At 72.5% G+C, this 19,364-nt stretch carries 12 protein-coding genes; 1 reads left to right on the top strand and 11 read right to left on the bottom strand.

The genetic code is table 11. The features are described from left to right. Positions 1 to 94: 94 nt before the first annotated feature. From secA to D9V37_RS08395, 7 genes are all read right to left on the bottom strand, one after another. Positions 95 to 2,878, bottom strand: a complete 2,784-nt coding sequence (secA, locus tag D9V37_RS08365) for a preprotein translocase subunit SecA (RefSeq protein ID WP_121805652.1) — start codon at positions 2,876 to 2,878, stop codon at positions 95 to 97. A gap of 66 nt (positions 2,879 to 2,944) precedes the next feature. Further along, positions 2,945 to 7,054, bottom strand: a complete 4,110-nt coding sequence (locus D9V37_RS08370; protein WP_121805653.1) for an Ig-like domain-containing protein — start codon at positions 7,052 to 7,054, stop codon at positions 2,945 to 2,947. A gap of 51 nt (positions 7,055 to 7,105) precedes the next feature. After that, complete coding sequence (locus tag D9V37_RS08375) at positions 7,106 to 8,236, bottom strand: hypothetical protein (protein ID WP_121805654.1); 1,131 nt, start codon at positions 8,234 to 8,236, stop codon at positions 7,106 to 7,108. Positions 8,237 to 8,351: 115 nt separating this feature from the next. Then, entirely contained in the window at positions 8,352 to 9,557 is a 1,206-nt protein-coding gene (locus tag D9V37_RS08380) for a winged helix-turn-helix domain-containing protein (RefSeq protein ID WP_232524816.1), read from the bottom strand. Beyond that, positions 9,558 to 10,250: a response regulator gene (locus D9V37_RS08385; protein ID WP_121805655.1), complete on the bottom strand. Its 693-nt coding sequence runs from the start codon at positions 10,248 to 10,250 to the stop codon at positions 9,558 to 9,560. A gap of 33 nt (positions 10,251 to 10,283) precedes the next feature. Further along, entirely contained in the window at positions 10,284 to 10,892 is a 609-nt protein-coding gene (gene hpf / locus D9V37_RS08390; protein WP_121805656.1) for a ribosome hibernation-promoting factor, HPF/YfiA family, read from the bottom strand. A gap of 64 nt (positions 10,893 to 10,956) precedes the next feature. Next, the gene (locus tag D9V37_RS08395; RefSeq protein ID WP_232524817.1) at positions 10,957 to 11,718 is read right to left on the bottom strand and encodes a ComF family protein; all 762 of its coding nucleotides are present in this window, start codon (positions 11,716 to 11,718) and stop codon (positions 10,957 to 10,959) included. A 118-nt stretch (positions 11,719 to 11,836) separates the two neighbouring features. On the opposite strand from D9V37_RS08395, the gene D9V37_RS08400 reads away from it, so the two are divergent. Next, entirely contained in the window at positions 11,837 to 13,780 is a 1,944-nt protein-coding gene (locus tag D9V37_RS08400) for a putative bifunctional diguanylate cyclase/phosphodiesterase (protein WP_121805658.1), read from the top strand. Here D9V37_RS08400 and D9V37_RS08405 read toward each other — a convergent pair. The 4 genes from D9V37_RS08405 to ahcY are packed head-to-tail and all read right to left on the bottom strand — an operon-like array spanning position 13,768 to position 19,338. Beyond that, entirely contained in the window at positions 13,768 to 15,528 is a 1,761-nt protein-coding gene (locus tag D9V37_RS08405) for an LpqB family beta-propeller domain-containing protein (protein WP_121805659.1), read from the bottom strand. The genes D9V37_RS08400 and D9V37_RS08405 overlap by 13 nt on opposite strands. Continuing rightward, the gene (gene mtrB, locus D9V37_RS08410) at positions 15,525 to 17,165 is read right to left on the bottom strand and encodes an MtrAB system histidine kinase MtrB (protein WP_121805660.1); all 1,641 of its coding nucleotides are present in this window, start codon (positions 17,163 to 17,165) and stop codon (positions 15,525 to 15,527) included. The genes D9V37_RS08405 and mtrB overlap by 4 nt, the downstream gene beginning before the upstream one ends. Beyond that, positions 17,152 to 17,862 carry an MtrAB system response regulator MtrA gene (gene mtrA, locus D9V37_RS08415; protein ID WP_121805661.1) on the bottom strand — a complete coding sequence of 237 codons (711 nt, stop codon included), beginning with the start codon at positions 17,860 to 17,862 and terminating at the stop codon, positions 17,152 to 17,154. The genes mtrB and mtrA overlap by 14 nt, the downstream gene beginning before the upstream one ends. Positions 17,863 to 17,874: 12 nt before the next feature. Continuing rightward, on the bottom strand, positions 17,875 to 19,338 hold the full coding sequence (gene ahcY, locus D9V37_RS08420; protein WP_121805662.1) for an adenosylhomocysteinase: 1,464 nt from the start codon (positions 19,336 to 19,338) through the stop codon (positions 17,875 to 17,877). Positions 19,339 to 19,364 lie beyond the last annotated feature (26 nt).

The following is a 19,364-nucleotide window of genomic DNA, read 5'->3' on the forward strand; positions in this document are numbered from 1 at the left end:
CCTGGTTTGGTTTCGAGACGGTGCGAGCGCACCTCCTCAACCAGCGCGACCCGGTGGTTGAGCAGCCGCGCGAGCCCTGCGAGCGGCGCGGCGGCTAGCCCCCGGCGCGGGTGACCTGGCCGGTCGGGCCGTTGGGGGCGCCGTGGCAACGCTTGTACTTCTTGCCCGAGCCGCAGGGGCACAGCTGGTTGCGACTGACGCCGGCGAACGGGTCGTCGGCGTCGGCGGCGCTGCCGGCGGTGACCTCGACCTCGCCGCCCTCGGCCGGGGCGGAGTAGGTCAGGTTGGTCGGCGCCTGCGGAGCCTCGAGACCCCGGGCGTGCAGGTGGGTGGCGGCCGCGGCCGAGGGGGTGAGCTCGAAGGCCTCGTCGCCGGGCTGCGGCTCCTCCTCCAGCTCGACCTCGATGTGGAACAAGAAGCCGACGGTCTCCTCGCGGATGCCCTCCTTCATGGCGGAGAACATGTCGAAGCCCTCGCGCTGGTACTCCACCAGCGGGTCGCGCTGGGAGTAGGCCCGCAGCCCGATGCCCTCGCGCAGGTAGTCCATCTCGTAGAGGTGCTCGCGCCACTTGCGGTCGAGCACCGAGAGCAGGACGCGACGCTCGAGCTCGCGCATCACCTCGGCCCCGAGCTCGGCCTCGCGGGCGTCGTACTGCGCCTGCGCGTCGGCCTGGACGGCGGCGAGGAGGTCCTCGCGCTCCATCACGTCGCGGTCGCCGGCCTCGGCCTCGAGGTCCTGCCAGCGGATCGAGATCGGGTACATGGTGCGCAGCGCGGTCCACAGCGCGTCGAGGTCCCACTCCTCGGGGAAGTTCTCGGTCGCGGCGTTGACGTAGGAGGCGACGGCCTCGTCGATCATGGTGCGGATCTGCTCGTGCAGGTCGGCGCCCTCGAGCACCTCGCGGCGCTCGGCGTAGATGACCTCGCGCTGCCGGCTCATCACGTCGTCGTACTTGAGGACGTTCTTGCGGGAGTCGAAGTTCTGCGCCTCGACCTGGGCCTGCGCCGAGGCGATGGACTTGGTGACCGACTTGTTCTCGATCGGGACGTCGTCGGGCACCTTGAGGGCGACCAGCACCCGGTCCACCCAGTCGGACTTGAAGAGCCGCATCAGCTCGTCCTCGAGGGAGAGGTAGAACCGCGACTCCCCCGGGTCGCCCTGCCGCCCGGACCGGCCGCGCAACTGGTTGTCGATGCGGCGCGACTCGTGGCGCTCGGTGCCGATGACGTAGAGCCCGCCGGCCTCGCGGACCTCGTCGGCCTCGGCGTGCACCTGGCCGGTGACACGCTCCACGGCGGCGGCCCACTCGGCCTCGTAGGCCTCGGCGTCGTCGACCGGGTCGAGGCCCTTCTCGCGCAGTTGCTGGTCGGCGAGGAACTCCACGGAGCCGCCCAGCATGATGTCGGTACCGCGACCGGCCATGTTGGTGGCCACCGTGACCGCGCCCCGGTGACCGGCGAGCGCGACGACCTTCGCCTCGTCGGCGTGCTGCTTGGCGTTGAGGACGGTGTGGGCGATGCCGCGTCGCTTCATCAGGTCGGAGAGGTGCTCGGACTTCTCCACCGACACGGTGCCGACCAGGATGGGCTGGCCCTGGCGGTGCCGCTCCTCGATGTCGTCGACGACGGCCTGGTACTTGGCCGCCTCGGTGCGGTAGACGAGGTCGGACTGGTCGGCGCGCTGCATCGGCTTGTTGGTCGGGATGGGCACGACGCCGAGCTTGTAGATCTTGTCGAACTCCGAGGCCTCGGTCATGGCCGTGCCGGTCATGCCGGAGAGCTTGTCGTAGAGCCGGAAGTAGTTCTGCAGCGTGATCGTGGCCAGCGTCTGGTACTCCTCGCGGACCGTCACGCCCTCCTTGGCCTCGATCGCCTGGTGGAGACCGTCGTTGTAGCGGCGCCCGGACAGGATGCGTCCGGTGTGCTCGTCGACGATGAGCACCTCGTCGTTCATGACGACGTACTCCTTGTCGTTGCGGAACAGCTCCTTGGCCTTGATGGAGTTGTTCAGGAACGAGATGAGCGGGGTGTTGACCGAGTCGTAGAGGTTGTCGATGCCCAGGTGGTCCTCGACCTTGGTGATGCCGGGCTCGAGGATCGAGATGGTGCGCTTCTTCTCGTCGGTCTCGTAATCGGTGTCCTTGGTCAGCCGCTCCGCGAGCGTCGCGAACTCCGCGTACCACTTCACCTCGTCCTGCGTGGGGCCGGAGATGATGAGCGGCGTGCGCGCCTCGTCGATGAGGATGGAGTCGACCTCGTCGACGATGGCGAAGTTGTGGCCACGCTGCACGCAGTCCTCGAGCGCGTTGGCCATGTTGTCGCGCAGGTAGTCGAAGCCGAACTCGTTGTTGGTGCCGTAGGTGATGTCGCAGGCGTAGGCCTCGCGACGCTCCTCCGGGGTCATCTCGGGCACGACCACGCCGGTCGAGAGGCCCAGGAAGTGGTGCACGCGGCCCATCCACTCGGCGTGGTAGGTGGCCAGGTAGTCGTTGACGGTGACGACGTGGACGCCCTGGCCGGCCAGCGCGTTGAGGTAGGAGGGCAGCGTGGCGACCAGGGTCTTGCCCTCGCCGGTCTTCATCTCGGCGATGTTGCCCAGGTGCAGCGCGGCGCCGCCCATGATCTGGACGTCGAAGTGACGCTGCCCCAGCACGCGGCGGGCCGCCTCGCGGACGGTGGCGAAGGCCTCGGCCATGAGGTCGTCGAGGCTCTCGCCGTCGGTCAGTCGCTTGCGGAACTCCTCGGTCATGCCGCGCAGCTCCTCGTCGCTCATCGCGACGAAGTCGTCCTCGATGGCGTTGACGGCACGGGCGACGCCCTCCAGGCGACGCAGGATCTTGCCCTCGCCGATCCGTAGGACCTTGTCGATGACCGACACAGATGTCTCCTCAACCGCTGCTCGGGCCTCGCGGCCCCGGAACCACCTGCCATCGTACGGGTGGGGCTAGCCGCGGCGACGCCTGCGCGTCACCAGCAGCGCGCCGAGCAGCGTCATCGCCGCACCGCCGAGCGGGAGCCCGGGTCCTGCCTCGTTGCCGGTGGCCGGCAGGACGGGGCTGGCGGCCGGCGCCGCTGCTGCGGGATGCACGGTGCTGCTCGAGGTGCTACTGGAGGTGACCGTCGCGCCGTGGTGCACCACCGAGGTCCAGCCCCCCGTCGTGGTGCCGGTCGTGGTGCCGGTCCCGGTGCCGGCGGCCCGGGTCGCCATCACCGTCACGCTGCTCTGGGCGGTGCTGGTCTGGCCGTCGGCGTCGACGACGGTGTAGGAGAAGGTGACCGTGCCGGAGAACCCGGGCGCCGGTGTGAACCGGACCAGGTCGCCGTCGACGACCAGGGTGCCGGTCCCGGCCGGCGGCTGGGTGACCGAGACCAGGTGCAGCGAGCTGCCGCGGTCGTTGGCCAGCGTGTCGAGGGTGATGGGCCGTCCCGCCGGGGTCGTGCTCCGGTCGGGCACGGCGCAGGGACCGACGCCGACCCGCACGGAGGCCGCGGCGCTGCGACCCCGGGCGTCGCGCACCCGGTAGCCGAAGCCGTCGGCGCCGGCGAAGCCGGGATCGGCCGAGTAGGCCAGCGATCCGTCGGCCCGCACGCTGACCGCGCCGTGGCCGGGCAGGTCGATGCCCACGACCGTCAGGGCGCTGCCCGCGTCGTTGCGGAGCAGGCCGTCGGCGGCGGTGACCGTGAGCGGAGTGCCGCACGGGGTCAGGTAGGCGTCGTCGGCCGCGTGCGGCACCACCACCACGTCGATGCCCGCCGTCGCCGTGCGGCCGGCCGCGTCGCGAACCGTGTAGTCGAGGTGGTCCTCGCCGGAGAACCCGGACGCCGGCCGGTAGACGAAGGAGCCGGTCGGGTCGACCGACGCGGTGCCGTGCGCGGGTGCGGAGCTGGCGGTGACGACCAGCCCGGTGCCGAGGTCGTTGACGAGCACGCCGGCCGAGGTCAGGACCACGAGGTCGGTGCCGGCCGTGGCCTGGGCGGTGTCGTCGAACGAGCGCGGCGCGACCACCACCGAGACGGTGGCCGTGGCGGCCTGTCCGGCGGCGTCGGTGAGCGTGTAGCCGAAGGAGTCGTCGCCGGAGAAGCCGGCCGCGGGCCGGTAGGTGAACGACCCGTCGGCGGCGATGCCGAGCACGCCGTGGGTGGGAGCGGTGTGTCCGCTCACGTGCGGCGAGGTGCCGACGTCGTTGCCCAGCACGCCGGGCGCGGCCACGTCGAGCAGGCCGCCGGCGACGAGCAGCTCGACGTCGTCGACCGCCCGCGGGACGACCTGGAGGCCGACGGCGGCCGTCGCGGTGCGTCCGGCGGAGTCGGTGGCGGTGTAGATGAAGGAGTCCGGTCCCGACCACCCCGGCGACGGCTCGTAGCGGTAGCCGCCGTCGGCGTCGAGGACCAGGGTGCCGTGCGAAGGCGCCGACGACACGGCTGCGCGCAGCCCCGAGCCGGCGTCGTTGGCCAGCACGCCGGCCGAGGACGGCACGACGAGGACGGTGCCCGCCGAGGTGGTGCCGGCGTCGTCGGTGGCCACCGGGGTCACGGTGATGCTCACCGTGGCCTGGTCGGTGCGGCCGGCCGCGTCGGTGAGGGTGTAGCGGAAGGAGTCGTCGCCGGAGAAGCCCGCTGCGGGCTCGTAGTGGTACCCGCCGGCGGCGGTCCAGGTGAGCGTGCCGTGGCCCGGCGTCGTCGCCGCGGTGACGACCAGCGACGTCCCGTGGTCGTTGCCCAGCACGCCCGCCGGGTCCACCTCCAGGGCGTGCCCGGCGCGCGTGGCGGCGGAGTCGGCCACCGCCCGCGGCGTGACCACCACCGAGACGGTGGCGGTGACCGAGCGGCCGGCGCTGTCGCGCGCGGTGTAGTCGAAGGAGTCCGAGCCGCTGTAGCCCACCGCCGGGGTGTAGGTGAAGCCACCCGCGGTCCCGACGGTGGCCGTGCCGTGGCCGGGGGCGGTGCTGGCGACGACGGTGAGCCCGCTGCCGGTGTCGTTGGCCAGCACGCCGTCCGCCGCTGTGACGGTGCGGGCGAGGTCGGCTCCGGTGGCGACAGCGTCGGCCGCCGCCACCGGGGCGACGACGATCCGCACCGTGGCCGACGCCGTCTGCCCGGCCGGGTCGGTCACGGTGTAGCCGAACGCGTCGTCGCCGCTGAACCCGTGGTCCGGGGTGTAGACCCAGGAGCCGTCGGCCGCGACGGTGAGACCGCCGTGGGCGGGGGTGGTGTGGCCGGAGACCGCGAGCTGGGTGCCGGAGTCGTTGCGCAGCAGGCCCGCGGTGTCGCCGGCGGCCACCCGCAGCACGGTGCCGGCGGGGACGCCGGCGCTGTCGTCGACGGCCACCGGGCCGGCCGGCACGGCGTCGACGGTCAACGACGCCGCCTGCTGGTCGCTGGGGTGGAAGACCCAGGTGTCCAGCGCCTTCCAGTCACCGAACTGACCGCTGCACCCGGCGTTGGCGTCGGTGGAGGTGGTGGACCCGTAGGCGCGCTGGGTGCCCGAGCTGTCGTAGCCGTCGACGCCGTCGGAGTGGTTGACGGTGGGCGGGTTCAGGCCGCACAGGGTGCTGCCGGGGGTGCCGACGTTGCCGGCGCTGGTGGTGTAGCCGCGGTCGTCGTAGAAGGCGCGCGTGCACGAGCCGCCGAACGCGCAGCTGCCGCCCGGCGGGTTGGTCAGGGTGACGCTGGGACCACCGCGCGTGGAGTTCTCGGCGTCGATGAGCGGGAAGTGGGCCATGCCGGCCTCGACCCGGGCCCGCACCGTGTACGTCGCGCCCGCGGGGAAGTCGGTGCCGGCGTTGTCCTTGCCGTTCCACACCACGCTCTGGGAGCCGGCGGGCACGGTCCCGCGCAGCACGCGGTTGGTCGTGGTGCCGGGGTCGAAGCCGTTGCCGTCGCGGGAGATCACGATCTCGTAGCGTCCGGCGACGTTGGTGGTGAACCGGAACGTGCCGCCGCGCCCGACGAAGACGTGGCGACCGGTGGCCGCGCCCTCGAAGGTCAGGTCGCCCAGCGTGGGCGCCGTCGGCCCGGCGGGCACGCCGAGGGCGGCGAGGGTCTCGGGAGCCAGCGGGGACTGCGAGATCGGGAACTCCGGCGCCGCGAAGCTGACGCCGCCCTGCACGGTGGACAGGTCGTTGCTGTTGCCGACGACGTCGTGGAACAGCGGCTCCCCGGCCGGGTCGAGGAACCCGCGTCCGCTGGAGAAGAGCATGAAGCCCGCCGGGTCCAGGCCGCGGGTGTCGAGCCGGTACACGTACCCGTCGCTCGTGGTGGCGTAGAGCGTCTGGGCGATCGGGCGCTGGTTGGCGCCGGTGGTCTGCTCGAGCACGTAGGAGAAGACGCGCCCGGCGATGCCCTGGGTGCTCGACACCGTGGGCCGCACCGTGGCGTCCCAGGCGGCGACGCTGGTGCCCTGGGTGGAGGAGAAGTTGCCGGCGCTGGAGAGCTTGGTCTCACCGGTCGGGCTGGTGCTGTCGTTGGTGGGGTTGGGGCCGGCGGTGCCGAAGAACGCCACCTTGTACAGGCCGGTGGCGGGGGCCGCGTAGCTGCACGGCACCCAGCCCGCGGTGTTGGTGGTCCCGTCGACCGAGCGCGGGCCCTGCTGCTCCTGGGCGCGCGTGGTGATCCTGCCCTGGGCGCTGACGCCGGTGGCGGCGCGCTGGGTGGAGCACTTGAAGACCGGACCGCCCGCGGCGCCGTTGATGCCGGGCAGGTCGGTCGCCTGCTCGTCGGTGATGGCGCCCGGCGCCCACACCCAGGCATCGCCCTGGTCGACGCCGACGGCCGAGGAGCCCAGCAGGAGCTGCTCGCCGCTGCGCAGGTAGACCGTCAGCAGCGTGCGCTGCTGGATCCGACTGCTCGCCGGCCCGTAGGTGGCCTTGTGCCACCACAGGTTGGCCCGGCAGCTGCTGGCGGTGCCGCACGTGGTGTCGGTGGGGTTGAGCGTGCGCGACCCATCGGCGAAGCCGCTGACGGGCAGCAGCATCGCCAGCAGGAGGACGCCGAGCAGGCCGGTTGCGTACCCCCGCAGCGGGACCTTACGACGACCACGGTGGGTCGCGTTCACCTCTAGTTCATCGGCCGGTGAGCGGTGATCCTTAACGGCCCCGGCTCGCCGCTACTGCGAGAGCCGGCGCGGCACGAACGACTTCGGCCGCGAGCTGCTCCAGTACGGGTAGGGCAGCACGTGGTGGGCCGCTCCGCTGCTCGGGGTCTCCTCGTAGGCCCAGTACTGGGTATGGGCGGCGTTGGCCCAGGCGTCGAAGAGCACCACGTGGTAGCCCGGCGAGTTCAGCACGTCGCCGCTGCGCAGCTGGTCCTTGGTGATGACCGTGGTGATGCTCGGGATCGTGCGGGTGGTGTAGCTGCTGGAGAGCCCCCACATCATCGACACGAAGCCGGAGCAGTCGGTGCGGTAGCGGCCGTAGGAGTTCGTGTAGTACTTGCTCTGGGAGTACTTCACCTTCGCGTCCACCCAGGTCTGGCCGCGCACGGCCGCCTGGGAGGTGCCGACCGGGTCGGTCGGCACGTGGACGCCGGCGACGCGGTCCCACAGCACCGTGGTGCCGTCGTGCACGCTCACGCCGCCCGCGTCGTCGACGGACAGGTCGCTGCCCGCGTCGGCGGTGCTGGTGCTCCACAGCAGCACGTTGGCGGGGTCGACCAGGACCAGGTTGCCGGCGTACTGCATCACGAGCCGTGCGCCGGGGTGGCCGGCGGTGTTGGTGCTCCACACGACGGTGGCCGGGTCGGCCACGGTGGTGAGCACCAGGTTGCCGTCGGGCTGCATCACGAGCTGGTAGACCCCGCCCGGCGAGGTCAGGAACTGACCCGACTGCAGGGTCTGGCCGCTCTCCAGGGAGCTGGCCAGCCCGACCGTGACCGTGCTGGAGGTGACCGCACGCAGCGTCCGGCCGCTGACCCGCGCCCGTGGCATGACGACGCGGTACTGACCGATGCGCGAGGACGGGTCGGCGACGAGGTACTTGCCGCGCTTGGTGGTGCGGGCCTTGGCGACGTTGCGCCACACGCCCGCACTGTTCAGCTGCAGCCGCACCAGCCGGTGCGAGCGGGTGCTGACCCCGCCGGCGAAGGTGGCGTGGCCGCCAGTGAGGATCCCCGCGGGCGTCGCCGCAATGCTGACCCGGGTGGCCGCCTCGGCGGGGGCCTGCACCAGCACCGGCGCCACAGCCACCGCCGCCAGCGCCAGTCCGACGACGATCCGCTCCTTGATCCCGTGCGTGCGCAACCCGCTGCTCCCCTGCTCGTCGACGATTCGGCCGCTCGATGCGACAACGCGACGACCGTAAAGGAGATATGTCCGTTTTGTACGGTGTTTGGAGAAAGCAGTGGGGCGGGTGGGATCAGCGCCCCGCGGCCACCGCGCCCCTCAGGGCCGGCGCCAGATCGCCGCGCTCCTCGACGAGGATGTCGGCCAAGCCCAGCCAGTCGGCCAGCGACCGCAGCTCCGCGGCCAGCTCGGCCGCGGCGTGGGCGGGCGCGTCGGGCTCGGCGTACGCCGCGGGCACCCGCAGCACCCCGGCGCGCCGGTCGGCCTTGAGGTCGACTCGGGCCACGATCTGCTCGCCGAGGAGGAACGGGAGCACGTAGTAGCCGTACTCCCGCAGCTCGGCGGGGACGTAGATCTCGATGCGGTAGTGGAAGCCGAAGAGCCGCTCGGCGCGTGAGCGCTCCCAGACGACCGGGTCGAACGGGCTGAGCACGGCCCGGGCGGGCACCCGGCGCGGGTGGGCCGCGTCGGCGTGGAGGTACGCCGGCTGGCGCCAGGTCTCCACCTCGACCGGCACGATCTCCCCCGCCTCGACCAGCTCGCGTACCGCCGGGACGACGTCGGCCTGCTTCATGCGGTAGTAGTCGGCCAGGTCGCGGACCGTCGCGACGCCGTGGGAGCGCGCGGCACGGCGCACCAGCTCGCGGGAGGCCTCGGCCCGGCTCGGCGTCGGCTGGGCCAGCACGTGCGGCGGCAGCACCCGCTCGGGCAGGTCGTAGCGGATCTCGAACTGCGAGGTGCGCGAGGCGACGGCGACCTGGCCGGCCGAGAACATCGCGTCGAGGGCGCGGCGCGTCACCGACCAGTTCCAGCCCCAGTGGTCCTTGGTGCGCGGCAGCCCCTCGTCCAGCTCCCGGGCGGTGCTCGCCCCGCGGTCGGCGATCTCGGCGAGCAGTGAGTCCATCAGCTCGTCGGTGACGCCCGAGGAGCCCCACTTGCCGCGCTGGGCGGCGTAGTCGGCCATGCGGTGCCGCATCGCCGGCCACAGGTCGACCGGCATGAAGGCCTGCACGTGCGCCCAGTACTCCACCATCCGGCGCGGCCGGTGCTCGGAGGCGCGTCGCAGTAGCTCGACGTCGTAGGGGCCCATCCGCGAGAACAGCGGCATGTAGTGGGCCCGCTGCAGCACGTTGACCGAGTCGACCTGGAGCACCCCGGTGCGCTCGAGCGTGCGTGAGAAGGTGCGCATGGTCGGCACCGCATGCGCCGGGTCGCGGAAGCCCTGGGCCGCCAGCGCCACCCGGCGGGCGCGCGCGAGCGAGAGGCGCTCGGGGACCACCTACGGGAGGTCGAGCAGCTTCTCGCGGACGGCGTACATGACCGCCTCCATGCGCGAGTGGAGCTGGAGCTTCTCCAAGATGTTGCGCACGTGGTTCTTCACCGTGTTCTCGGAGATGAACAGCTCCTTGGCCACCTCGCGGTTGTTCAGCCCTTTGGCCACCAGCCGCAGGACCTCGAGCTCGCGGTCGGTGAGCCGCGGCGTCGGCACCTGCTCCTTGTCGGTGCGCGACATCTCCTTGAACTCGTCGAGCAGCTTGACCGCCATCGACGGGCTGATCAGCGACTGCCCCTCGGCGACGACGCGCACGGCCTGGGCGACCTCGTCGATCGAGGAGTCCTTGAGCAGGTAGCCCGACGCTCCGTTCTTGACCGCCTCGTAGAGGTCGGCCTCCTCGTCGCTGACGGTGAGCATGATGATCCGCGCCGCCGGGACGAGGTCCTTGATCTCGATGCACGCCTCGAGCCCGGTGCGCTTGGGCATCCGGACGTCGAGCAGCACCACGTCGGGCACGACGTTCTTGACCAGCTCGACCGCGTCCTGCCCGTCGCCGGCCTCGCCGACGACCTCGATGTCGGGCTCGACACCGAGCAGCATGATCAGCCCGCGCCGGAACAGCTCCTGGTCGTCGACCACCACCACGCGCACGGGCTCGGCGCCGGCGGGGCGGACCGCGACTGGCTGCTGTGACACGTTCGCATCATGTCAGACGTCCAGACGGGCTACTCAAAGACCACTCAGGGAGATCACCCCGTAGTCGTAGCCGCGACGCCGGTAGACCACCGAGGGCTTCTCGCTCTCCTTGTCCACGAACAGGTAGAAGTCGTGACCGACCAGCTCCATCTCGTACAGCGCCTGCTCCAGCGTCATCGGCACCGCCTCGTGCACCTTCTCGCGCACCACCAACGGGCCGTCGCCGGTGACCGTGACCGGGCCGACCTGGTGCTCGAGCACCTCCTCGGCCGACTCCTCGAGCACGGGGGCGCCGATCGAGGCCATCGCCCGCGCCACCGACTGCGGCCGACGCTGGCCCCGGTGCACCTTGCGGCGGTCGGCGGCCTTGCGCATCTGCGCGGCCATCTTGTCCAGCGCCAGGTCCAGCGCCGCCATCTTGTCCTCGGCGGCCGACTCGGCCCGCACCACCGGCCCGCGCGACTTCGCGGTGAGCTCGATGCGCACCGCCTGCGCGGGGTTCGGGCTGCAGTCCTTCTCGACCAGGACGTCGACCCGGATGATCCGATGGTCGTGCTTCTCCAGCCGCGTGAGCTTCTCCTCCACGTGCTCCCGGAAACGATCGGACACGTCGCAGTGGCGACCGCTGACCACGATGTCCATGCGCTGACCTTCCTTGTGAGACGACGGTGAAAACGACAAGACCCGAGGCACCACGTGCCTCGGGTCAGATCGCGGAGTCGGGCTCCATGGGCCGACGGTACGCGATCGGTGGGGAACCGTCACCGGCCGTTCGGACGTCCGTGGCAGCCACGCAGGCGATGCCGGCGACCGACACGCCGACCGCCGCCAGTGCTCGCTGGGCCTCGCGCGCGGTGGAGCCGGTGGTGACCACGTCGTCGACCACCACCGCGGCCACCGGCGCGCCCTCGCGGGCCAGGCGTCGCAGTGCGGCGCCGCGGGCGGCCATCGTGCGGCGCACGTTCTCCCGGCGCTGCGCACCACCCAGGTCGCCCTGGTCCTGCGGCCGCTCGGACTGACGCAGGACGTCGACCGCACGGACGTCGTGCCCGGCGGCCCGCAGCCGTGCCGCGGCCCGCCGGGCGACCCGCTGGACCGGGTCGTGGCCGCGGCGCGCCACCACCGCCGGGCGCGAGGGCACCGGCACCAGCAGCACGCGCGAGCCGGCCAGGCAGGGCCGCTCGACCAGCCCGGCCGCAGCGCTCGCCAGCAGATCGCCCAGCGGCCGCGCGAGCGCGAACGCGCGGCGCTCCTTGTGGGCGATGACCATCGCGCGCACCACGGGATCGTCGTAGCCGCCGGCGGCCACGGTCGGCGCCAGCCCGGCCGGACGGGGCGTGGGTCGCGCCGCTCGAGGGCGCAGCGGCAGGGCGGCCTCGCAGGCGAGGCAGAGCACGCGACCGGGCCGGGCGCACCCCACGCAGACCGTGCCCGCGGCCAGGTCCAGCAGGGCGTCGAGGAGGCTCACCCCCGCCATCCTGGCCGCCGGCGCCAGACTCCGCCAGGGCCGCCCCGCCCGGCTGTGGACGAGCGCTATCTGTCCGAAAGCTGTCCGAGATGTCCGAATCCCCTCCACACTATGGCGCATGCCGTACCGCCGCTTCCGCGCCCGCGGGCTGCGCCTGTTCGCGCTGTACGCCGGTGCGAGCCTGGTGCCCGTGCTGGTGCTGGGCGTGGTGCTGGGAGCCAGCTACCGCCATGACGCGGAGCAGGGCGCGCTGCAGCAGGGACTGGCCCAGGCGGCGGTGATCGAGCAGATGTCGATCGGTCCCGCCCTGCTCGACGTGTCGCCCGGCCTGCGGCTCACCGACGCCCAGGAGATCAAGCTCTACGCCGTCTCGAACGAGGCGATCTTCAAGGGCTCGGTGGCCCAGCTGAACCTCGTGAACTTCGACGGGCAGGTCGTCTTCGCCTCCGCGGGCGATCGCGAGCAGCGACGCGACACCACCACCGCGGCCTTCCGACGGGTCGAGTCCGGCACGCCGGTGGCCCAGTTCGACATGACCGGCACCCGCGCCGTGCGGGTGCTCGAGCCGGTGGTCTCCGAGCGCAACGGACTGCCGATCGGCATCTTGGAGATCCGGTTCCCCTACGACCACATCGCCAAGGTCGTCGAGCACAACACCCACCGCGGCTACCTGCGGCTCGGGCTGGGCCTGCTGGCGCTGTACGTGATGCTCGCACTGATCTCGTGGTGGACCACGCGGGCGCTGCGCCGCGACGCCGCGGGCCACGAGCACCGCGCCCTGCACGACCCGCTCACCGGGCTGCCCAACCGCGCGCTGTTCCGCCGGCTGGCCGAGCGCGCGCTGGCCGAGAGCTCAGCCGAGCGCAAGGGCGGGCTGGTGCTGGTCGACCTCAACCGCTTCAAGGAGGTCAACGACACCCTCGGCCACGCCGCCGGGGACGAGCTGCTGCGCGTCGTGGCCCGCCGGCTGGTCGGCGCCTTTCGCTCCGACGACGTGGTCGCCCGGCTCGGCGGCGACGAGTTCGCCGTGCTGCTGCGCCGGGTCCACGACGCCGAGGAGGCCATGGTGCTCATGGAGCGGGCCCGCCACGAGATCCGCGAGGACGTGGCCGTCGACGGCGTCGTCATCAGCATCGACGCCAGCCTGGGCCTGTGCCTGTTCCCCGACGACGCCGGCGACGTCGAGGAGCTGTTGCAGCACGCCGACACCGCGATGTACGAGGGCAAGCGCGGCGCCACCAAGATCGTCACCTACGCCCCGGCCATCGCGCCCGCCGCGCTCTCGCCGCTCGTGCTGCAGCGCGAGCTGGCCGAGGCCATCGCCGAGGACCAGCTCTTCGTGGAGTACCAGCCCAAGGTGCTGCTCGCGACCGGTCGCACCGTCGGCGTCGAGGCGCTGGTGCGCTGGCAGCACCCCCAGCGCGGCCGGATGTCACCCGACGAGTTCATCCCCGTCGCCGAGCGGTCGCCGCTGATCGACCAGCTCACCGCCTGGGTGGTCGACCGGGCGCTGCGCGACTGCGCCGCCTGGCAGCAGGCGGGCGCCGACTGGACGCTCTCGGTGAACGTCTCGGCCCGCAACCTGACCGCCCCCGACGTGGTGCAGCGCGCCGTCGAGGCCACCCGGCGCTACGGCGTGGACCCCGAGCGGCTCATCCTGGAGCTCACCGAGACCATGACGCCCTTCGACGACGAGGTGCTGCGCCGCACCGTGGTCGACCTGCAGCAGGCGGGCATCCGGGTCTCGCTCGACGACTTCGGTGCCGGCGTGACCAATCTGGCCCAGCTGCGCGCGATCCCGGTGGCGGAGATCAAGATCGACCGCCAGTTCGTCGACCGGCTCGACCGCGAGCCGGCCAGCGAGGCCGTCGTCGCCTCGATCATCGACCTGGGCCATCGGCTGGGCTGCACCGTCACCGCCGAGGGCGTCGAGAGCGCCGAGGTGGCCGAACGGCTGGCCGCGTACGGCTGCGACCTCGGCCAGGGCTACTACTGGCAGCGCCCCACAGCGTGGCGAGAGCTGCTGGCCCAGGAGGTCCTGACCGCCGCTCAGCCCACGTAGGCCGGGTCGACGAGGCCCTTGGGGATGCCCGAGGCCGCCCAACGCGAGCTGTCGTCGAGGCGCAGCAGCTGACCGCCGCTGAGCACCAGGTAGAGCGGCAGCGTGCTGTCGGGCGCCCCGACCAGCCCGGTCACCTCGCCGCGGCGGGTGTCGGGCGGGACGGCGCGCGGGTCGCCGGGCGAGCCGTCGAGGCTGACGAAGAGCACCTCGAAGACGCCGTTGGGCAGCCGCCCGAGCACCGCGAGGTCGTTGGGGCTGCGCCAGACCACGTCGCGCAGGTCGTCGAGGTCGTCGGGGACGTTGCCGATGCTGCGACCCGGCAGGGCGCCGACGACGTCGCCGTCGGCCGTGCGCTCCAGACCGGCGGCGATCACCTGGTCGCCGCCCGTGGCGTCGACCACCGCCACCAGCGACGTGCCGTCGCGACTGATCGTGAACGACTTCACCTTGGCGCCGCTCACCCCGGGCACCCGCACCGGGGTCGGAGTGCCGTCGACCATCCGGTAGACGCGTGCCCCACTGGATGCGTCGTCGACCCACCACAGCGTGCCGAACATGTCGTAGCCGGGCCGCAGCAGGTCGGCGCCGGCGTAGACGCGGCTCGGCGGGGGTGCGTCAGCGCCCGCGCCCAGGCGCCGCGAGACGTAGAGCATCCGGCCGTTGCCGCTCACACCGGCCACGGCCCCGCCGTCGAGGCGCACCGCGAACGACCGCAGCACGAAGGCGCCGGTGCCGAACGCGCCGGCCACCGGCTGCTCGGTGGTGCCGGTGCGCACCACGAGCCGGCCCTTGCGCAGGCCGTAGAGCGCCGAGCGTGCGGTGGCCACCGTCGGCGCGTAGCGGTTGCCGCTCTGGGCGCTGAAGTCGCGGCGGCCGTCGGGCAGGGTGATCGCGGTGTCGCCGACGGTGATCCGCAGCCGGGACACGCCCGGCACCTGGCGCAGCGTCCAGGCCAGCTGCGCGGCGGCCCGGCTCAGCTTGGCGGACGGCAGCGACGCGAGGTGGTCGCCGCTGGGCCCGCTGAGCGGGATCTCGGCGGTGCCGTCGTCGGCGACCACGACCGAGAGGTTGAGCTGGGTCTGCGGCGGGAACTCCGTGCGCACCCTCGTCGACAGCCCGGGCCCGGGGCCGTTGAGCAGCGCGCGCACCAGCTGCGAGGGGGCCTGCTCGCCGCGCGGCACGTAGACGCGGTCGGGCACCAGGGTCTGCTCGCTGGGATCGAAGTAGTACAGGTTGTACGGCTGGTAGCGCTGGTCGAGGAACCAGTCCGGCACGAGCAGCTCGTCGGGCGGATCGGTGATGCGCCACTGCCCGTCCTCGCGCACCACCTGCAGGCTCAGCCGACCGGCGGCGGCCGGCGCGCTGCCCAGCCAGCTGCCGCGGGAGTCCAGCAGCCGCGGATCGGCCAACCGGGCCCGGACCTGCTGGCTGCCGCGCTGGGTGACCGAGGCCGTCGAGTAGACGACGGTGCCTCGGGTGGGGTTCCACGAGCCGCGGGCGTCGCGGGAGAGGTAGCTGCGCGCGACCGAGGTGGTGGCGGGGTTGGCCGTCATCGCCTGCAGGAAGCCGTTGACGATGGCCACCGGGTCGTCGCCGTCGGCCGGTCCCGGCGCCGAGAACCGGGCGTCGCCCTCCTCCACGCCGTCGCCGCTGCCGGCGGTGTGGTGCACGACGCCCGACGTCGGCAGCATGCCGCAGCCGGCGAGCAGCAGGAGGCAGGAGACGAGCGCGAGAACCCGCGCCCTCATCGCGCGACGTCCTCGCGGGTGCGCGGGCGCGAGGTCGCCGCCGCTGCGGGCACCAGCGGCAGCGGGCTGGCCGTGATCGGCGCGCCGACGTGGCGCGGCAGCACCAGCCGGAAGGCGGCACCGCGGTGCGGACGGCCCCACGCCTCGAGCCGGCCGCCGTGCAGCCGGGCGTCCTCCCGCGCGATGGCCAGGCCCAGACCGGTGCCTCCGGTGGTCCGCGCCCGGGCCGGGTCGGCCCGCCAGAACCGGTTGAACACCAGCGACGCCTGACCCGGCTCGAGCCCGACGCCGTAGTCGCGCACGCTCACCGCCGCCGCGCCGGTCACCGGGTCGGGGTCGGCGCCCAGCCGGATCTCGATGTCGGCGGCCCGCACGTCGTCGCGCACGGCGTGGTCGATGGCGTTGCTGACCAGGTTGCGCACGATCCGCTCGACGCGGCGTACGTCGGCCTCCGCCACGCACGGGCCGTCGGCGGTGACGCTGACCCGCACCTCCCGCGCGGCGGCGAGCGGTGCGGTGGCCTCGACGACCCGGTTGACGACGTCGACCAGGTCCACGTCGTCGAGCTCCAGCGCCGCCGCACCGGCGTCGAAGCGGCTGATCTCGAGCAGGTCGGTGAGCAGGTTCTCGAACCGGTCGAGCTCGGCCTGCAGCAGCTCGGCGGCCCGGGCGGTGACGGGGTCGAAGTCGCCGCGGGAGTCGTGCAGCACGTCGCCGGCCATCCGGACGGTGGTCAGCGGCGTGCGCAGCTCGTGGGAGACGTCGGAGACGAACTGCCGCTGCACCCGCGAGAGCTCCTCGAGCTGGCGGATCTGGTGCTGCACGGCGTCGGCCATCTGGTTGAACGACGTGGCCAGCCGGGCCAGGTCGTCCTGGCCGTGCACGCGCATCCGGTCCTCCAGGCCGCCGGCCGAGATGCGCTCGGCCACCTGCCGGGCCTGCCGGATCGGGCTGACCACCTGTCGCACCACCAGCCAGCACAGCCCGCCCACCAGGAGCAGCAGCAGCACCGCCGCGGTCAGCAGCGAGCGGTTGAGCAGGCCGAGGGTGTCCTGCTCCTCGTTCATCGAGAAGACAAGGAACACGTCGTAGGTGCCGCCGTCGGAGGGCAGCAGCACCTGGCTGCCGACCACGACCCCCGGGCCGCCCCCGCCACCGGGACGCTGGATGCGGGTGAAGGTCCAGGCGGTGCCGGGGTCGGACTCGACCTCGGTCCGCAGCCGGGTGGGCACGCTCGCCGCGCGGACGTCGGAGCTGGTGCGCGTGCCGACGCCGGCGCCCTGGCCCGGCGCGCTGCCGGCCACGGGTCCCACCACGACGACGTCGAAGCCGCGGACCTTGCCGCGCTCGACCAGGGTGCCGACGAGCTGGCGCAGCTGGGCACCGGCGTCGAGGTCGCCGCTGCCGGCCTGCCGCAGCCGGTTGCTGGCGATGGAGATCTCGCTGTCGGCCTCGGCCACCGACACCCGGACCCGGTTGTCGACCAGGCCGCCGGAGATCTGGCGCAGCAGCACGTAGCCGACCACGCCGACCACGACCGCCGAGAGCAGCACCACCGAGAGCAGCACGCGGGCCTGCACCGAGCGGCGCCACACGGTCAGCGCGCGCCCGACCAGCGAGCCCTCAGCCCTCGGCATCGAGGCTGCCGCCGGCCTTGTAGCCCACGCCGCGCACCGTCACCACGATCTCGGGGTTCTCCGGGTCCTGCTCGACCTTGGCCCGCAGCCGCTGGACGTGGACGTTGACCAGCCGGGTGTCGGCGGCGTGCCGGTAGCCCCACACCTGCTCCAGCAGCACCTCGCGGGTGAAGACCTGCCAGGGCCGCCGGGCCAGGCAGACCAGCAGGTCGAACTCCAGCGGGGTCAGCGCGAGCGGCTCGCCGGCGCGGGTGACCGCGTGCCCGGCGACGTCGATGCGCAGGTCGCCGACCGTCAACGACTCCGGCGGGTTCTCCCCCAGCCGGCGTACCCGGGCCCGGATGCGGGCCAGCAGCTCCTTGGGCTTGAACGGCTTGACGACGTAGTCGTCCGCGCCGGACTCCAGCCCGGCGACGACGTCGACGGTGTCGCTCTTGGCGGTGAGCATGACGATCGGCACACCGGACTCGGCCCGGATCTCGCGGCACACCTCGATGCCGCCCTTGCCCGGCAGCATGAGGTCGAGCAGGACGACGTCGGGTCGGTAGTCGCGGAAGGCGCCGAGAGCCGCATCGCCGGTGGCGACGATGCGGCTCTCGAAACCTTCGTTGCGCAGCACGAGCGAGAGCATCTCGGCCAGGGAGGCGTCGTCGTCGACGACGAGGACCCGGCCGGTCCCGCGCGGCTGCTCTGCCATGTCGACCGCTACCTAGTAGCGGTAGTGCTCCGACTTGAACGGCCCCTGCTTGTCGACGCCGAGGTAGGAGGCCTGGTCGTCGCTGAGCTCGGTGAGCTTGACCCCCAGCGAGGCCAGGTGCAGCCGGGCGACCTCCTCGTCGAGGTGCTTGGGCAGCACGTAGACCTCGACCGGGTACTCCTCGGTCTTGGTGAAGATCTCGATCTGCGCCAGCACCTGGTTGGTGAAGGAGTTCGACATCACGAACGAGGGGTGGCCGGTGGCGTTGCCCAGGTTCATCAGCCGGCCCTCCGACAGCACGACGATCGCGCTGCCGCCGTGGGCGTTGGCCTCGGGGAACGTCCACAGGTCGACCTGCGGCTTGACGTTCTTCCGCGTGGCGACGCCGTCGGCCTCCAGGCCGGCCATGTCGATCTCGTTGTCGAAGTGACCGATGTTGCCGACGATCGCGTTGTGCTTCATCTGGCGCATCTGGTCGACGGTGACGACGTCCTTGTTGCCGGTGGCGGTGATGATGATGTCGGCGACCGGCAGCGACTCCTCGAGCGTGCTGACCTGGTAGCCGTCCATCGCCGCCTGCAGCGCGCAGATCGGGTCGATCTCGGTGACGATGACGCGGGCGCCCTGGCCGCGCAGCGACTCCGCGCAGCCCTTGCCGACGTCGCCGTAGCCGCACACGACCGCGACCTTGCCGCCGATGAGGACGTCGGTGGCGCGGTTGATGCCGTCGACCAGGCTGTGACGGCAGCCGTACTTGTTGTCGAACTTGGACTTGGTGACCGAGTCGTTGACGTTGATCGCGGGGAAGAGCAGCGTGCCCTCGCGCATCATCTCGTAGAGCCGGTGGACGCCGGTGGTGGTCTCCTCCGTCACGCCCTTGATGCCGTTGGCGATCGGGGTCCAGTGGTCGGAGTCCTTCTCCAGCTGGGCGACGAGGGCCTCGAAGATGATCCGCTGCTCGGCCGAGGTGGCGGTGGCCGGGTCGGGGGCGGTGCCGTTCTTCTCCGCCTGCACGCCCAGGTGCACCAGCAACGTGGCGTCGCCGCCGTCGTCGAGGATCATGTTCGGACCCTCACCGGAGCCCTGCGTGGCCCAGTCGAGGATCTGCTGGGTGCACCACCAGTACTCCTCCAGGGTCTCGCCCTTCCAGGCGAAGACCGGGACGCCCTGCGGGTCCTCGGGGGTCCCGTCGGGGCCGACCACGACCGCCGCGGCGGCGTGGTCCTGGGTGGAGAAGATGTTGCAGGACGCCCAGCGCACCTCGGCGCCGAGCGCGACCAGCGTCTCGATGAGCACGGCGGTCTGGATGGTCATGTGGAGCGACCCGGCGATCCGGGCGCCCTTCAGCGGCTGGCTCGCGCCGTAGCGCTCGCGCATCGCCATGAGGCCGGGCATCTCGTGCTCGGCGAGCTCGATCTCGGTGCGGCCGTAGTCGGCCAGGGACAGGTCTTTGACCTTGTGGTCCAGCACAGACATGGAAAGCAGGAACCTCTCGAGGAGTC

Origin of the sequence: Nocardioides mangrovicus (assembly GCF_003674065.1) — a bacterium.
Taxonomy (GTDB): domain Bacteria; phylum Actinomycetota; class Actinomycetes; order Propionibacteriales; family Nocardioidaceae; genus Marmoricola; species Marmoricola mangrovicus.